Below are 15,554 nucleotides of genomic sequence, written 5' to 3'. Positions count from 1 at the left end.
GCGTGGTAGCTATTGGTCGATAAGCTTTATCCCTGGAAGTGCGAAAAGAAGTTCCAGATTTCATCGCAGGCATTGATATCCCGAGATGTTCTGCCAATCCGGTCTTCGCGTAAATACTGCCGGCCACCCGGCCATGTGTGTCCGCCCCCCTCTACGCGGTACAATGCCACATTTACGCCCGACTGACATCCAGAGTATGCGTAACGCGTCACCGTAGTCTCATCCCGGCGCGACAAATCAGGTAACATCTTTTTTCTGGAATGGGCTGGGCATCCATTTATGCCAAGCCAGTGGTCTACTGTAGCCCGCGTTGAGAGGACTTCACCGCGCTCAACGCCAAACACCGAGATGGTCCCCCCGTCATAAGGCATATGGGGATCAGCTGTACCATTTACAACCATAAGTCCCGTTCCTGCGGCAGCACGGCAAGATTCCATCAGGTCTTCCGGAATCGAGGCATTTACCGGCGCAATGGCTGCAAACAAATCGGGACGCGCGCAGGCCAAACGGTATGCCATTAACCCGCCATCAGACATCCCTGTTACAAAAACCTGGTTGGGATTTACAGGGTACTCGGCAACCAGCTTATTGACCAAGGTTTCGATAAAACCAACATCATTTACATTGGCGCGATGTGCATACGAAAGGGGTAAATCACGGCCTTCATTCCAGTGCCGGCGAACGCCTTCGGGATACACAACATAGGCTCCTTCGCGCTCGGCAATATTGTTAAATCTCCCCTGTGTTAACCGCACCATGCCCTTCGCCGTGCTCCCACCGCCGTGCAAAACAATAATGAGCGGGAAGGAAGATTTTTCGTAGGTACCAGAAGGTTCGAACAGGGTATACGACCTTTCCAGGCCTTCAAAACGAATAGAGTTAGGCGTTCCATTAAGCGGTGTATCGGGGGAGAAATTGTAATCTCCCCAAACCGTGAACGCAAAAAACAACAGGGTGCCGATACCGGCAAGGTGGCTTGCTTGCATGATTAGTCTACAGATACAAATTGAGAAAGAAGTGTCCTGCCGGCTACAAAAACCTCACTATTTACCCTTCGCCTCATGCAACGGAACGTGTTTGCCGGCAAGTGACCAGTACAAGAGAGAAGTGCACAACAGGGTGACTGGTCGATGATGCAGGATGCATCGGTGCGCTGAAATACAGCATTTTCAAAGAGGCTCGAGAAGCAGAATCAGCCCGCAAGCTTCCTTGCAAATTTAGTATCTGCTAATATAATACCGCACACAATCGGTAAGTATTAAGAAAAAGCAATCAATATAAGCGCTTTTGGGGTTTGTGCCTGTAGGAAGAAATAAAAACAGGATTAAATGAAAAGCTCTTCGCCAAATTCAATGTTCAGGAATTTACGGCCCTCCTGAATGATCGAGTCGACGTCGGGGAAACTCGATATTGCTTCTTGCTGCTTCGTTTCCAATTCCCCGATTTTCTGTCGCACCAGGTTTGCTGTACCTACAATGCGCAGGGACTCGATAATGTCGTTGCCCAAACGCATGGCATTTTCCATCGTGGTGATGGCAGATTCTGTTTGCCCAACGGCCGTTTCAAACTCAGCCAGTCGCTGGTCTACATAATTAACCGTTCGTGTCCGGATTTCCTGGTCGTTGATCGCCTCTGCGCGTAAACGCAATCCGTCCAGCATTTCATAGCAACTGGAAACAGTGACTTGCACATCGCGGCGCAATTGGGATACTTCAGAGCCGGCAGTTTCCCACCGCAGGACAAAAGCCAGCGTCTCTTCGCTCTTGAAGTCAAATTCTTCCTGCGTGACTGCAATCACCTGCGCTTCGGATGCAGCCTGGAGTGCTTCCAGGGTTCGGGAACGCTGTGTTTCCAGTTTCTCGGCTGCTACCGTAAAGCGCGACGCAAGCATGTCATACTGCGTTTGCCGCTCGGTACAGCTACTGGTCACCAATAGCAACACCAATACGCACGCTGTCATACGAATGCTTTGCCAGCGTAAATATGGTTTTTTGCGTTGATTCATCGTTGAAATTTATGTACACAAGACCCAAAAACACACTGCGCCAGTGGGGTGTAAATACTTGTATGATCAGAATAATCCAGGCACAATTACGCGAAAAATAGACTTTTTATCACGCCTCTTCGCCAGATTTATAAAAAAATCGATGTACAATGTGTTCCGGCGGCGGCGGTGTTAGCAGGGTTATACCCACTGCAAACAATAGAGATGCTGCAAATCCCCAAATGAGGGGATCGAGCCCCAGCAGCCTGTACGGCGCCGTTCCGCCATAGAGTACAAAACCGGCAATATAGAAGCCAAGATAGGTAAAAAAGCCGGCAAGCATAGACGCGATCGCCCCCTGACTCGTAAAACGGGGCCAATACAACCCGAGCGCCACTGGCCCCAGAAAGGCAGCTGCCAGCGCACCACCACTAAAGACAATAATATACTGCAGAAACTGCGGCGGCTTAACCGCACCAAGCGTTGCAAGCACACCGATAAATATGGTACACCCATAGCTCAACCACTTTATTCGTCGCATCTGTGCGTCGGGGTTGATTTCTTTTTGGTAGATGTCTCGCACAACCGACGAAGAAATCATCAGCATAAAACTGTCAACGGTAGACATCGCAGCGGCAAACGGTGCGGCAATGATTAGTCCTGCTAGCCAGGGCACGCCGGCATTGCCTGTCAGGGTAAATGCCATCACCGGCATAATCCGATCGGGTGTCTGATCTAATCCGGGCACAAGGATGCGCGCGCACACAAAGATGATGACCAGCGGCACATAGATCAGCGTAAAATACACGGAGAGCGAAGCGATTGCGCGTTTGAGGGTCCGTGCATTGTCGAAAGCCATCAACCGCACCATATTGCCAGGCTGACCGGTGCCGGAGAGCGCCCAGAAAACGAAAAAGGAAACCGCCAACCCTATGGGCAGAAAACCCGCTTCATCCGTAGGACTTGGCCCCGGCGCAGTCAGATACACACCTGCTTCTCCAGCACCGCTTGCATAAGGTGTCAGTTGTTGCATAATGGGCAGCACACCTACCGGCAAGTTCTCTTCTATTTCCCCAGGCAGCGCAAGAATGCGCCGCTTTTCCGCAGCTGACATCACTTCTACTACCGGCACAGGTTCAGAACGCAGATCACCCGATGGTATAAACGCCGGCTGGTTGATCCGAAAAACACGAGACCCGCCATTTGCGTCATCAGGTAACAAGAACCAGGTATCTGTTGCGAGACGCAGGGCGACAGGGTCAGCTTCTGCGCGCTGGAATACTACCTCGCCCAATTTTGGTGGCTCCATTTCAGCCAGGTATTGAGTGGCCTTTTTCATCCCCCCAACCTGAGAAAGCGCCAGAACCAACATCACCAAAACGCCGGCCAGCATTACCGCGCCCTGCAACATGTCGGTCCACACAACAGCCCGAAACCCACCCAGCGCGGTATAACAAATCACCAAAACAGCAAAAAGCAGCAGGCAAAGAAAATATTCCGGACTTTCACCCCCCGGCACTACACCGCCCGTTAAAACCAGCAGCCCTTCTGTCATCAACTGAAAACGCGGCACATCTGCCAAAAGCGTCTCCATAATGATGGCTGCAAGCTTGAACTGGGGAATGAGATATACTGTGAGCAGCAAAGCCAACAACGACGTACCCAACAATGCGAGGGTACGGCTCTCAAACCGATCACGCAAAACATCGGGGAGCGTGATGGCCCCTGTTCTTCGGGAAATTTCATTGAGGCGCTTCCCGAGTAATCCCATGCCACACAACGGAAAGATCATGTAACTGGAAATCCACAGCGCCAGCACCCAACCGTGGGCATAGATAAGCGCCGGGAAGCCGGCAAAGGACCCGGCGGAAGCACTGGTTGCACCAAACGTTAGCGCCAGTGCCAACATGCCCATCCCCCGGCTACCGAGGAAGTATTCTCCGAGGAATGCGTTTTTTGAACCCGCCCGGTGCGCAAACCAGGCGAGGGCAAACACAATGGCCGTGTAAAGCAGGAATACTGTTAATGCTGTATTGGAGGCATCCATGGCTGTCGTCAGTCTGAATCCAATGCATCATCCGCAATAAACCACAGCGCAAACACCACACTGAACACAGTTGCGCAAACCCAGGGAAGCAACACCCCCCATACAATCCACGCCGGCATGCCCCAGACAAGGGCAAGCGTAGCACCATCAGCACCATACCCTGTAAATGCAGCGTAGCCGACCGTCCAAATCAGACAGACAAACCAGGCCAACAGGATTATCCAGGCCTCTTTCCTGGCGTTGAGATACGCCTTGCTATAAGGTTTTTCTACTTTCATTCGCGCTTATTTCAGTTCGAGGATCACTTCTACCTCAGTACTTGCACCAAGTGGCAGTTGCGCCATACCCAATGCAGAACGGGCACCTACGCCATCATCACCAAACACGTCTCGCAGCAATTCCGAGGCGCCATTGATAACAAGGTGGGCGTCTTCAAAATCGACATCTGCATTTACATAACCCGTTACGCGAACGACACGCGCAATATCATCAAGCGAGCCCAGGGCCTGTATAACAAACCGCAGGTTATTGGCTGCACAGACCGCAGCAGACCTTTTTGCAGCTTCCATGCTCACTTCAGAAGGCACTTTTCCTTTTGCAGTAAGCTTGCCATCCACAACCGGTACGGCACCAGACACATAGACTGTTTTGCCATGTACAACGACTGGCTTATAAATTGCACCGGCTCCTGGTACGTCGTCAATCGGAAATCCCAGTGCCTCTAGTTTCTGTTCTCTTGCTCCCATGATTTGCTTTTCTCGGGCTTCGGTGAATAAATCAGCTCAACCAGCCTTGGCCGGCTCCTCGGCCTAAATTCCTGATTTTGCAGATCAATTACCAATCCCCCTACCCGGCCGGCAATCCCTGTGCAAAGAACCGCATCCAGTTGCCATAAAAGATGCCGGCAATTTCTTCATCTGAATAACCACGCGCAGACAGTATTGGAGCAAGCTTTTGCAAATCTGCGATGGTCTTCAGGTCGTGCGGCGTCTGTTCAAATCCAAATCCACCATCCAGGTCACTGCCAATGGCGGCTTGCGCAGCGCTGCCGGCCAGTTGGCACACGTGGTCGATATGATCCGCAACAGCAGCAAGCCCAACAACATCAGGCTGCGTTACCCCACGCTCCCAACCCGGGTAAAGCATCCAGGCATCCAGCGCAGCACCAATGACAGCGCCCCGAGATACCAGCGTCTTAATCTGCGCATCGGTCAGTTGCCGGTCTCCCGGGACCAGGGTCCGACAATTGTGATGACTCGCCAGGATTGCCCCGTCAAAGTGATCAAATGCCTGGGCCATGCTCTCATCACATAAATGTGTAACATCGAGGATCATCCCCAGCCGGTCCATTTCACGCAGGAGTGCCAGGCCTCTTTTGTTGAACGGACCAACAACGCCAGTACCAAACGCATACTGTCCTTGCCCATAATGCACAGGACCAAGCGCCCGCAGTCCGGCATCCCACCACAACTGCAGCTCATCGGGATGCGTGATTGGGTCGGCCCCTTCCATGCTCAGCACAATACCCGGCGTACGCGCCATCCAATCTGCCGGCGCTTCCTGTAGCAGCATTTCCTGTGTGGTAACAAACCGCAGGTGTCCTTGTGCTTCCAGCAGCCGGTAATACGCCAGCTGCCCGTGGGCTGCCGCGTGGGCGATGGAAGGTGTGGCATGGTTCAGGTCTGTTCGCTTGAAACTGGTTGGCCACACCTGGTTCGGACCGCCGCGTACCAGCAAGGTCGCTACGCAGCAAAAAACGCCGGCGCGCTTCAGTTCGGGCAGGCTCGTTGTGCACTTCCCGCGCGAAGGCTCATCGTCCATGTGCTGCTCTTGCCGCCGGAGGGTTTCAACATCAAGCGTCAGATCCCGATTGAAAGAAACGGCGTTCCACGCCAGGTCAAGATGCGCATCAAAAAGGGGAATTGGCATGGTCTATCCGGTTAACGGGTTGGCATCACAGCTTACGCAACTGCACTTCTTCAATGGTGTGATTGTCCCCTTTTCTGAGAATCAGGTCAGCCCTTTCACGGGTAGGGGCAATGTTTTCAATGAGATTGACGGCATTGATTTCATTCCATACACCCCGGGCATAATCATCTGCTTCTTCGACGGTCATTTTACTGTATCGATGAAAATAGGACGCGGCATCCTGAAACGCCGTAATGCGCAGTTTGTGGAATCGATCCAAAAACCATTGCTCGATTTGCACCGGGTCAGCATCAACATAAATCGAAAAATCAAAGAAGTCTGAGAGATACACCCGGGAAGGCTTGCTCCCCGGCGACGATCCTGACTGTAAAACATTGATTCCCTCGATGATCACAATATCCGGCTGGTTGACTTCAATAAATGAGCCTTCGACCACATCGTACGTGAGGTGTGAGTACACCGGTGCCTTTACGGAGGGTTTGCCAGCTTTGAGGTCGGCCACAAACTTGATCAGCCGGCGGATATCGTAGCTTTCGGGAAATCCTTTTCTTCGCATCAAGTTGCGGTCAGCAAGCCTGGCATTGGGATATAAAAAGCCGTCGGTGGTGATGAGCGCAACATTCACATGATCAGCCCAGCGCGAGAGCAGCGCCTGCAAAATGCGCGCAGTTGTACTTTTGCCGACCGCTACGCTACCAGCCAGCCCAATAATAAAAGGCACCTTTGCCGCCGGCCCGCCAAGAAACCGATACGTTGCCTGGTGCAAATCCTGGGAAGCTGAAACATACAGGTTCAGCAGACGGGAAAGCGGCAAGTATACATCAGCCACCTCCTTCAGCGAAATCTGTTCATTAATACCGCGAAGCTGCTGCAGATCTGCTTCTTCAAGCGTCTGTGGCGTATCTTTCCTGAAGCGCGCCCATTCGGTTCGCGAAAACCGGACATAAGGCGAGTATGCGTGTTTGTTGTTTTGCATCTGTACCCATAAACAGGAACACAAAAGTGCCATCGCAGCACCAAAAGGGCTACAAGATGCTGAATTAGCCGGCTACATTCAACCGGTCGGGTTGAAGGATAAAAGTTTCAAGGTTTAAGGACTGCGCCACCAACCAGCATACCTTTAACTTTAAACCTGCAACCTTTAACCAACCCAAATCGTAGATATTTAGAAATTTGGCTAAATACAAAAATGAACAAGCTATTCAAGGCACTTAACGACACAACGCGCCGGCGCATACTGGATATGCTTAAATCGTCGGATTTGACAGCCGGAGAGATTGCCGACGCGTTTCAGATAAGTAAGCCGAGCATTTCCCACCACCTGGATTTGCTCAAACAGGCCGGCCTGATTTCGGTGACAAAGGAGGGACAGTTCCGCCGGTATTCGCTTGACACCACTGTATTGGACGAGGCACTGCAATGGCTGCTGGAGCTCGTTGACAACAACCAAAACCACGAAGACAATGGGTAAACAAAAATCACTCATCAACGACTGGCCGATATGGCTTGTCCTCCTGCTCCCGTTTGTGCTAACCATGTATCACTGGGCAGACATCCCCGATCAAATCGCCATGCACTGGAACGGCGCCGGCGAAGTAGACCGCTGGGGGGAGAAAGGCTGGGAAGCTTTTTTGCTTCCTGTGATAAACGTGGGGGTCTACCTGCTGCTCATCGCACTGCCCTACATTGACCCGAAGAAAAAAACGGACAATGCGCAGAAAGCCATGCGCGCGTTTCGGTACATATTCCCCATTTTCTTTTCAGGCATGGCGGTGCTGATCCTGTATAAATGGCTGGGCTCCGAATTTGAATTTACGCACTACATTTACCTGTGTATAGCCGTATTTTTCCTGCTACTGGGCAACTACATGCAAACGATCAAGCCCAACTATTTTGTGGGCATTCGTACCCCGTGGACCCTCGAGAACGAAGAGAACTGGCGTAAAACACACCGTTTTGGCGGCCGGCTCTGGGTAGCTGGCGGACTGGTGCTGATTGCCCTCTGGTTTTTCCTGCCTACGGAGCAGCTTTCTAACGCCCTGTTTTACGGCGCGATTTGCCTGACGGTCGTTACCCTGCTGTACTCATTTGGCCTTTACATGCTGGAAGGCGGCAACAAGGCAGAAGAAGAGGCCCAGAAACCGGAAGCAGGCTAGGCGCGGACTTCTTCCAGCCGGCTCATGAGCGCTACACGTTTCTCATATGTTTCGCGCGCGAGCTTGACGTCTTCCAGGAAGTACGGTAACTCATCCATGAGCAACGCCTGTGGTCCGTCAACCAGAGCTTCAGGCGGGTTCGGATGAAATTCAACCAGTACCATGTTTGCGCCGGCAATAACGCCCTGCGCTGTTGCATGAAACAAGTCGAGAATGCCATCCGGAGCTTCGCCGCGTGACCCAACGGAGTGCGTCGGATCGATACACACTGGGAGCCGCGTGAGCCGTTTAACAGCAGGAACGTGGGTGAAGTCCACCATATTCCGGTGCGGGCTGGAGAAAGAGGTTTTCATACCGCGGAGGCAAAAAACAATATTGGCGTTGCCAGCTTCTGCCAGGTATTCAGCTGCGTTAAGCGATTCGCTAAGGGTAATGCCAAAACCCCGCTTAAACAATACAGGATAGGTTTGTTGGCGCCCAATGGCTTTTAGCAATTCAAAGTTTTGTGTATTGCGTGTACCAACCTGCAGCATGACACCGGTTGGACGCCCTGCTTTTTGAAGCGCTGTATCAATTTCCGCAATGTGGCTTTCATGCGTTACCTCCATTGCGATAACCTTGATGCCATATTTGCCGGCAAGCTCAAACACATAGGGTAGGCAACTTTTACCGTGTCCCTGGAAAGAATACGGATTGGTGCGTGGCTTGTAAGCACCCATGCGTGTACAAACCTGGCCGTGCTCTTGCAGGGCCTTCATGATGATCTCGATGTTCGTGGGATTATCCACTGCACAGATGCCTGCAAACACGTGCAGGTTATCCTGATTGAATGAAAGCCCATTGTATTCGAAACCGACAGCACGGTCACCATCCTTGTGACGCCCAATGATGCGGTAGTCCTCGGAGATACGAATAACACGCTCTACGCCGGGTAACGATGCGACGTCGCTTTTATTGAGGGCCTTTGTGTTACCAATCAGGTAAATCTCAGTGAGCGATTGCATATCCCCCTGCACGATATGCCGACGCAGTTCAATACCAGGTAGATTGTTGAGGTGATTCCAGGTATGAATGAATTCTTCAGACCTTTCATCTACATCAGACTTAAGGATTACTAACATAATTTTATAGATTGGGCGCGCACTCTAGAAAGAGCGATTTGCACAGATTGCTTGAATAGGGGGTTAATGCTAACGGTTAAGGATAACAACTAGCCGGTTGATGCGAAACAGAAAAACTGGCTTGAAGTGTGAAAGCTATGCTAATCATTGAGAATCCCGTTGAATTTTGAAACGGATAGAAATATCTCTCGTACATGGAAAGCTAAGAAATCGCAAGGATCGGCTAAGTCCCCTTTTGTATGCTGCCGGGAACGGACTGCTAAGCGTTTTGACCCATACCTTCCGTAACCTTGGCATTAGCCTGAAAAAACCAGATACCGGGCGATTTCTACCGCTTTTGAATGAAGCGCATACTTTTCCCTATCTTTAGGCAATACTGGCCCACCAGCTAGCCAGGATAGAGATCGAAGACACCGTGTGACCGCTCATCCGATACATCATATGTCAAAATCCGCCGAATCTATTTCGCCTTCAGAATCCAGCCAGCAGGATCGCGAATTGGTGAAAAGAGCGCTTAATGGGGACGAGAATGCCTACAAGTCTCTTATGGACAAGTATCGCATCTCCCTATCCAAGCATATACAGCGGATGGTGCGCAAACAAGGTGAAATTGATGATCTGGTTCAGGAAAGTTTTATAAAAGCTTTTTCTGCGCTAGGCTCCTACTCTGTTGATTACGCGTTCTCCACGTGGCTCTACAAAATTGCTACCAATCACGCGATTGATTATCTGCGCAAGAAAAAGCTGCAGACCTATTCCATAGACAAACCCAAAGAGACCAGCGACGGCGCACTGGAGTTTGAACTGCCAGACGCTACCTATCGCCCTGACCGGCACATCGTCGCTGACCAACGTAAAAAGCTGATACAGGAAGCTATTGATAGCCTCCCCCCCAAATATAACCGGGTTATCGTGATGCGCCACCAGCAGGAAAAGTCGTACGAGGAAATTGCCAAGGAGCTGGATTTACCGCTTGGCACGGTCAAAGCGCATATCTTTCGAGCGCGTGAATTACTGAACAAATATCTCCGTCACAAGCGCGGCTCCTTCTAAACCTGTAGCATTTCGCTGACGCCGCGCTTATTTTTGCCGGGAAACAGATCCACCTGTACTCTAAACGCCCTGTAACCTCACCGTTACAGCCACCGCCTCTATTTTCTTATTAAGCACACTCGATTACCCGCAGTGCTGCGCTTCCAATTGCATGATAGATCGATATACACGCCCGGAAATGGGCACCCTTTGGGGGGAATCCGAACAGTTCAAATCCTGGCTTGAAGTTGAACTCGCTGCCTGCGCAGCATGGTCTGAAATAGGCGTTATTCCGCATGAAGATGTCAACAAGCTCTACGATGAAGCAAGCTTCGACATTGAGCGAATCCATGAAATTGAAAAAACCACGCGCCACGACGTAGTTGCCTTTACCCGCGCGGTAAGTGAAACGCTGGGCGAAGAACGGAAATGGATCCATTATGGACTGACATCCTCAGATGTTGTCGACACCGCGCTGTGCTTCCGCCTCAAGAAGGTGAACGCCGTTTTGCTCAAGAAAATCGACGAACTGCTCGAGGTACTCAAAAACAAAGCACAAGAGCACAAATACACCCTCATGATGGGGCGTACACATGGGGTACATGCTGAGCCAACGACATTTGGGCTCAAGCTAGCGCTTTATTATGCAGAAATGACCCGTAACCGTGAACGCTTTGTTGAAGCAGCAGAAGGTGTTCGCGTTGGCAAATTCTCGGGCGCAGTGGGTACATTTGCCCATATCCCACCAGAAGTTGAACAAATTGCCTGTAAAATCCTTGGCCTCAAGCCGGCGCCAATTTCTACACAGATCATACAGCGCGACCGCCACGCGCACTACCTGGCTACAATCGCCCTGATTGGCGGAACCCTCGAGAAAATGGCTGTGGAAGTCCGGGCGCTACAGAAAAGCGAAGTCCGAGAAGTTGAAGAGGCGTTTTCGAGGGGTCAAAAAGGCTCATCGTCCATGCCACACAAGCGGAATCCTGTAGGTTCAGAAAACATTACCGGCTGCGCGCGCCTCTTGCGGGGCTACATGCTGGCAGCCTATGAAAACATGCCGCTCTGGCATGAAAGGGACATCTCACACTCCTCCGTTGAACGGGTAATTATACCCGACGCGACCATCATCCTAGACTATTCCCTGCACCGGTTTGCACGCATTCTGGATAACCTGGTGGTTTATGAAGGGAATATGCTCCGTAACATGGAACGCACCTATGGGCTCTACAACAGCCAGCGGCTGCTGATCAAGCTAATTGATAAAGGATTAAGCCGCGAAAAAGCATACGACCTCGTTCAGCCACAAGCGATGCAAGCCTGGGCAGAAGGCAAGCCCTTTCGAGATATCGTTTTGGAAAACAAAGAGATACGCGAGCATATTACAGAATCTGAGGTCAACGAGGCTTTTGACGCCCGGTACCACCTGAGCCAGGTAGATTATATCTTTGAACGCGTCGGATTAGGCTAAAAACGCCTACTTTTACCGTTTAGTTATAATTGTTGACTTTTCTCTTTAGATTTTTTTTACCTTTTGGTAACAATCCATCCACCGTCAGAGGTTCACCCACCATTCTGACAAAGTACAAGCTGAACCTGTAATTCACCCCTTTAGCCCTCTAAACAGGTTCTTTTTCTTTTTAATTTCCAGAGAGGAGTTTATGAAATTAGTGATCCGAACCGCATGCATAGCTTTGTTGTTATGGGCTGGGACGACTTCGCTTATGGCACAAGATACAGCATCTATAACAGGTATTATTACAGATGCAGAGAGTGGCGAGCCCCTGACAGGCGCCAACGTTATTCTTACCAGACCAGGCACAACCGGCATCGTAGGTGGTGCAGCTGCTGACTTTGACGGCAGATACACCATCCAGGGCATCCCTGCCGGCTCGTATATGCTCACAGCGCGCTTTGTTGGTTACAATGAGGCAGAACTTACCATTACTTTAGCCGCCGGTGAAAGCGCTTCCCAAGACATACCGCTTTCCATTGGGGGTCTCGACCTCAATACCATTGTAATATCCGCATCCAGGCAGGCAGAAAAGGTGCTCGACGCGCCCGCTTCTATCTCCGTACTCGATGCGCGGGAAGTCCAGCAGGAAGTAGTCCCGTCAACCATTTCGGTATTGCGTAACACCACCGGGGTCGATATGGCCCAGACTGGGGTTGACCGCAACGAGGTTGTTCTCCGTGGATTCAACAACGCATTCTCCGGCTCTGCTTACATACTTACAGACTACCGGCAGACCGCTACACCTTCCCTGAACGTAAACATCCACAGTATTATGCCTACGATGTCAATCGACATCGAACGCGTAGAAGTGGTGCGCGGGCCGGGTTCAGCGCTTTATGGCGCCGGCGTAGATGAAGGCGTGATACACTTTATCACCAAAGACCCGTTTAGCTACCCGGGTACTACTATTTCTTTGATGGGCGGCGAACGCTCCCTGTTTGGTGTTGAATTCCGGCACGCCGGCAATGTCAACAACAAATTTGGCTACAAAGTAACGGGTAAGTACTCGCAAGCTGAAGACTGGGAATTGGACCCAAACAACGCGCTGGATGCAATTCAGCTGGGTCTCGATGCACCAGGTACTACACGCGACTACGACTTCCAGAAGTTCAACATCAACGGCATGGCTTCGTACAAATTCAGCGACAACGTTTCGCTGACCGCCAATGCTGGCACCGCGTCGCTTGATGCTGTAGTTCTCTCAGGGATCGGTACGCTGCAAGCCAACGGTTTCAGCAATACCTATGGCCAGGTACGGCTGCAGGCTGATCGGTTCTTCGCTCAGGTCTATGCGTCTTCAAACGATGCAAGCGACTCTTTCGTATACGGCACAGGATCGCAGGTGGTTGACAACGGTACCGAGGTCAACGCCCAGGCACAGTATGATATGGACTTTGCCGATGAGCGTGTTCGCCTGATTGTTGGCGCTGACTATCAGCAAACCAACCCGGATACCGAAGGCACTATCCTTGGCCGCAACGAAGGCAATGATGAAATCGTTGAGGCCGGCGGTTATGCACAATCTAGCATTGACCTGACCGACAAACTGGCACTGACGCTTGCCCTCCGCGGGGATTACAGTAACATCTTTGATTTCCGTGTTTCGCCGCGGGCAGCGCTTGTTTACAAGGCAAACAACCAAAACACCTTTCGCGGATCGTTTAACCGCGCGTTTTCATCCCCTGGTGTTAACTCGCTGTTCCTCGACATCGTGGCACAGGCGACAAACTTTGGTGATAGCCAGTTCCTGATTCTCGGTCGCGGATCTGTTGACGGATATACGTTCAACACCTTCCGCAATTCAAACTCGGCGCGGTTCTTACTGCCAGTGCCTGGTTTCTTCGGGAGTGACTTCAACGTAGATGGCATGCCGCTCGTAGCACTTTACGGTGCAGCAGCCGGTGGCGGCCTAGCCGACGCGTTGATCGCCGGCCAGGTTGGTGGCCTTGGCCTCACAGACCAGCAGCAGTCACTGCTCGGGCAATTGATCGGGTATACCGCGCAAAATGCCTCGCTCGGATTGGGTGCGGCAGCATCGCCGGCTTCTACAGCACTCGGTATCCCAGATGGCAGCGACCGCGGATTCCGCGATGTAGCTGGCCCGATAGATATCGAACCGTTGAAGCAGACAACCACGCAGACAATTGAGCTTGGCTACAAAGGCCTGATCAATAATACGGTGCTCTTCGCTGTAGATGCTTACTGGACGAACAAGAAGAACTTCACGGGCCCACTCCTTGTCGAGACGCCGATTGTGTATCTTCAGCAGCAGTCCTTTGGTGCTGATATAGCAGGTGCTGTTGGCGCCATGCTGGCCACATCAACAGACCCTGCGATCCAGCAGCTTGTAGCCGGGCTTGGTCTAACAGGCTTATCGCCTTCAGCCATCGTCACAACGGTTACACAACTGGTTGCCGGCGCACTTGGTGATAACACACCAATCGCTGTTGTTCAGTCTGACCAGGATGTACTTGCCGCGGGCACACAGAACGCTGTTGGTGGTTTTGCTGCTTACCGTAACTTTGGTAACATCAACTACTGGGGCCTCGACGCTTCCCTACAGATCCTGGCAAGCGAAAGCCTTTCGATCTTTGCCAACCTGTCATTGGTAAGCGACGACTTCTTCGACAACACCGAACTCGACGAAGAAAACATTGATTTGCAACTGGCGCTTAATGCACCAACCTTCAAAACAAAACTGGGTGGCTCATACAGACTCCCGGGCGGCCTTTCGCTAAACGCGTCAGCCCGCTATACAGAAGGTTTCCCAGTACGCTCAGGAAGTGACTACATCGGTGATGTAGACAGCTACTTCCTCGTAGATCTGGGTGCTGGCTACGACTTCAGCAGCTCGATCAATGGCCTCCGCCTTGACTTCACTATCCAGAACCTGCTGAACAACGAGCATCGTGAGTTTATCGGTGCGCCGCAGCTGGGCCGGATGGGTCTTGCACGCCTGACTTACACATTCAACTAGGCGTACAACCCCAAGCGTCTGAGCTTAATGCCGGGTGCAGGCTGGTTCTCTACAGAACTTTGTCCTGCATCCGGCATTCATTTTTACACGAAACTTGCTTCGGCAGGTATTTTACACCAAGAATTCTAGCTTAATCCTTCCTCCCGGCCTATCTTTTGTACCGAGTGACTGTTGAAACTCACCCGGTTTGCAAATCTGTATCGCGAGAACCGCATCATGTTTTCCCCCCGCTTTGGTTACGATAAATGCCTCCCTGAGGCGTGGCACCATTTCTCTTTAGTTACCATGATTTTCAGCCTGCTGCTGATTGGGCTACTGGTCGGCCTTCTTCCCCAAACAGCCAGCGCACAACAAAACCTTACCGCCATTGAAGGCATCGTTACAGATGTGATGGATGGCTTGCCGCTTCAGGGCGCCACGGTATCGCTCAGCAGACGCGGCGTACCTGGTATTGTGGCCGGCACTGCAACCAATGAACGCGGCCGGTACACCCTCGACCAATTGAGGCCGGGGCGCTACGAACTTGTTATCCGATTTGTGGGATACGCAGAATCCCAGCGGGTTGTCGTCCTGAATCCCTCCCAAGACTACACGTACGACATTGGCCTTGAGCAAAGCAACATTGACCTGAACACCATTGTTGTTTCAGCCTCACGCAGTGAAGAAAAAGTTATAAACGCCCTCACCGCCATTTCCGTGGTCACCGACCGCGAAATCCAGAGTGATGTAACCGCGACGTCTGCCAACACATTACGACTGGTGACAGGGGTGGATCATGCACAAACAGGGATCGAC

Annotated in this window: 14 protein-coding genes; 6 read left to right on the top strand and 8 right to left on the bottom strand. The window is 51.6% G+C overall.

The window, feature by feature from the left end; genetic code table 11:
* Nucleotides 1-26: 26 nt before the first annotated feature.
* From AAF564_10330 to coaA, 7 genes are all read right to left on the bottom strand, one after another.
* Nucleotides 27-986 (bottom strand): PHB depolymerase family esterase, encoded by a 960-nt coding sequence (locus AAF564_10330; GenBank protein ID MEM8485936.1) that lies wholly within the window; start codon nt 984-986, stop codon nt 27-29.
* 338 nt (nt 987-1,324) lie between these two features.
* Nucleotides 1,325-2,005 carry a hypothetical protein gene (locus AAF564_10325; protein ID MEM8485935.1) on the bottom strand — a complete coding sequence of 227 codons (681 nt, stop codon included), beginning with the start codon at nt 2,003-2,005 and terminating at the stop codon, nt 1,325-1,327.
* A gap of 109 nt (nt 2,006-2,114) precedes the next feature.
* Nucleotides 2,115-4,031: a hypothetical protein gene (locus AAF564_10320; GenBank protein ID MEM8485934.1), complete on the bottom strand. Its 1,917-nt coding sequence runs from the start codon at nt 4,029-4,031 to the stop codon at nt 2,115-2,117.
* A gap of 8 nt (nt 4,032-4,039) precedes the next feature.
* On the bottom strand, nt 4,040-4,309 hold the full coding sequence (locus AAF564_10315) for a DUF997 family protein (protein ID MEM8485933.1): 270 nt from the start codon (nt 4,307-4,309) through the stop codon (nt 4,040-4,042).
* 6 nt (nt 4,310-4,315) lie between these two features.
* Entirely contained in the window at nt 4,316-4,777 is a 462-nt protein-coding gene (locus tag AAF564_10310) for a RidA family protein (GenBank protein MEM8485932.1), read from the bottom strand.
* A gap of 100 nt (nt 4,778-4,877) precedes the next feature.
* Nucleotides 4,878-5,960: a membrane dipeptidase gene (locus tag AAF564_10305; protein ID MEM8485931.1), complete on the bottom strand. Its 1,083-nt coding sequence runs from the start codon at nt 5,958-5,960 to the stop codon at nt 4,878-4,880.
* A 25-nt stretch (nt 5,961-5,985) separates the two neighbouring features.
* Nucleotides 5,986-6,936 (bottom strand): type I pantothenate kinase, encoded by a 951-nt coding sequence (gene coaA / locus AAF564_10300; GenBank protein MEM8485930.1) that lies wholly within the window; start codon nt 6,934-6,936, stop codon nt 5,986-5,988.
* 213 nt (nt 6,937-7,149) lie between these two features.
* Here coaA and AAF564_10295 point away from each other — a divergent pair, with 213 nt between their 5' ends.
* Both AAF564_10295 and AAF564_10290 read left to right on the top strand, forming a co-directional pair.
* On the top strand, nt 7,150-7,431 hold the full coding sequence (locus tag AAF564_10295; GenBank protein MEM8485929.1) for an autorepressor SdpR family transcription factor: 282 nt from the start codon (nt 7,150-7,152) through the stop codon (nt 7,429-7,431).
* A complete protein-coding gene (locus tag AAF564_10290; GenBank protein ID MEM8485928.1) occupies nt 7,424-8,116 on the top strand; it encodes an SdpI family protein in 693 nt (230 codons plus the stop codon). Before AAF564_10295 ends, AAF564_10290 begins: the two co-directional genes overlap by 8 nt.
* On the opposite strand, the gene AAF564_10285 is transcribed toward AAF564_10290, so the two are convergent.
* Nucleotides 8,113-9,237, bottom strand: a complete 1,125-nt coding sequence (locus AAF564_10285; GenBank protein MEM8485927.1) for a 3-deoxy-7-phosphoheptulonate synthase — start codon at nt 9,235-9,237, stop codon at nt 8,113-8,115. The two genes, AAF564_10290 and AAF564_10285, sit on opposite strands and share 4 nt — an antisense overlap.
* A gap of 441 nt (nt 9,238-9,678) precedes the next feature.
* On the opposite strand from AAF564_10285, the gene AAF564_10280 reads away from it, so the two are divergent.
* The 4 genes from AAF564_10280 to AAF564_10265 form a co-directional block, all read left to right on the top strand.
* Nucleotides 9,679-10,290: a sigma-70 family RNA polymerase sigma factor gene (locus tag AAF564_10280; protein ID MEM8485926.1), complete on the top strand. Its 612-nt coding sequence runs from the start codon at nt 9,679-9,681 to the stop codon at nt 10,288-10,290.
* A 151-nt stretch (nt 10,291-10,441) separates the two neighbouring features.
* Nucleotides 10,442-11,737 (top strand): adenylosuccinate lyase, encoded by a 1,296-nt coding sequence (gene purB, locus AAF564_10275; protein ID MEM8485925.1) that lies wholly within the window; start codon nt 10,442-10,444, stop codon nt 11,735-11,737.
* A 190-nt stretch (nt 11,738-11,927) separates the two neighbouring features.
* The gene (locus tag AAF564_10270) at nt 11,928-14,759 is read left to right on the top strand and encodes a TonB-dependent receptor (GenBank protein ID MEM8485924.1); all 2,832 of its coding nucleotides are present in this window, start codon (nt 11,928-11,930) and stop codon (nt 14,757-14,759) included.
* Nucleotides 14,760-14,975: 216 nt separating this feature from the next.
* Nucleotides 14,976-15,554, top strand: a 579-nt coding sequence (locus AAF564_10265; GenBank protein MEM8485923.1) for a carboxypeptidase regulatory-like domain-containing protein, incomplete at its 3' end; no start/stop codon positions are given.

Source organism: Bacteroidota bacterium, assembly GCA_039111535.1.
GTDB lineage: Bacteria > Bacteroidota > Rhodothermia > Rhodothermales > JAHQVL01 > JBCCIM01.
The sequence above is the reverse complement of the archived record's forward strand: the minus strand, read 5'-3'. Positions and strand labels throughout refer to the sequence as shown.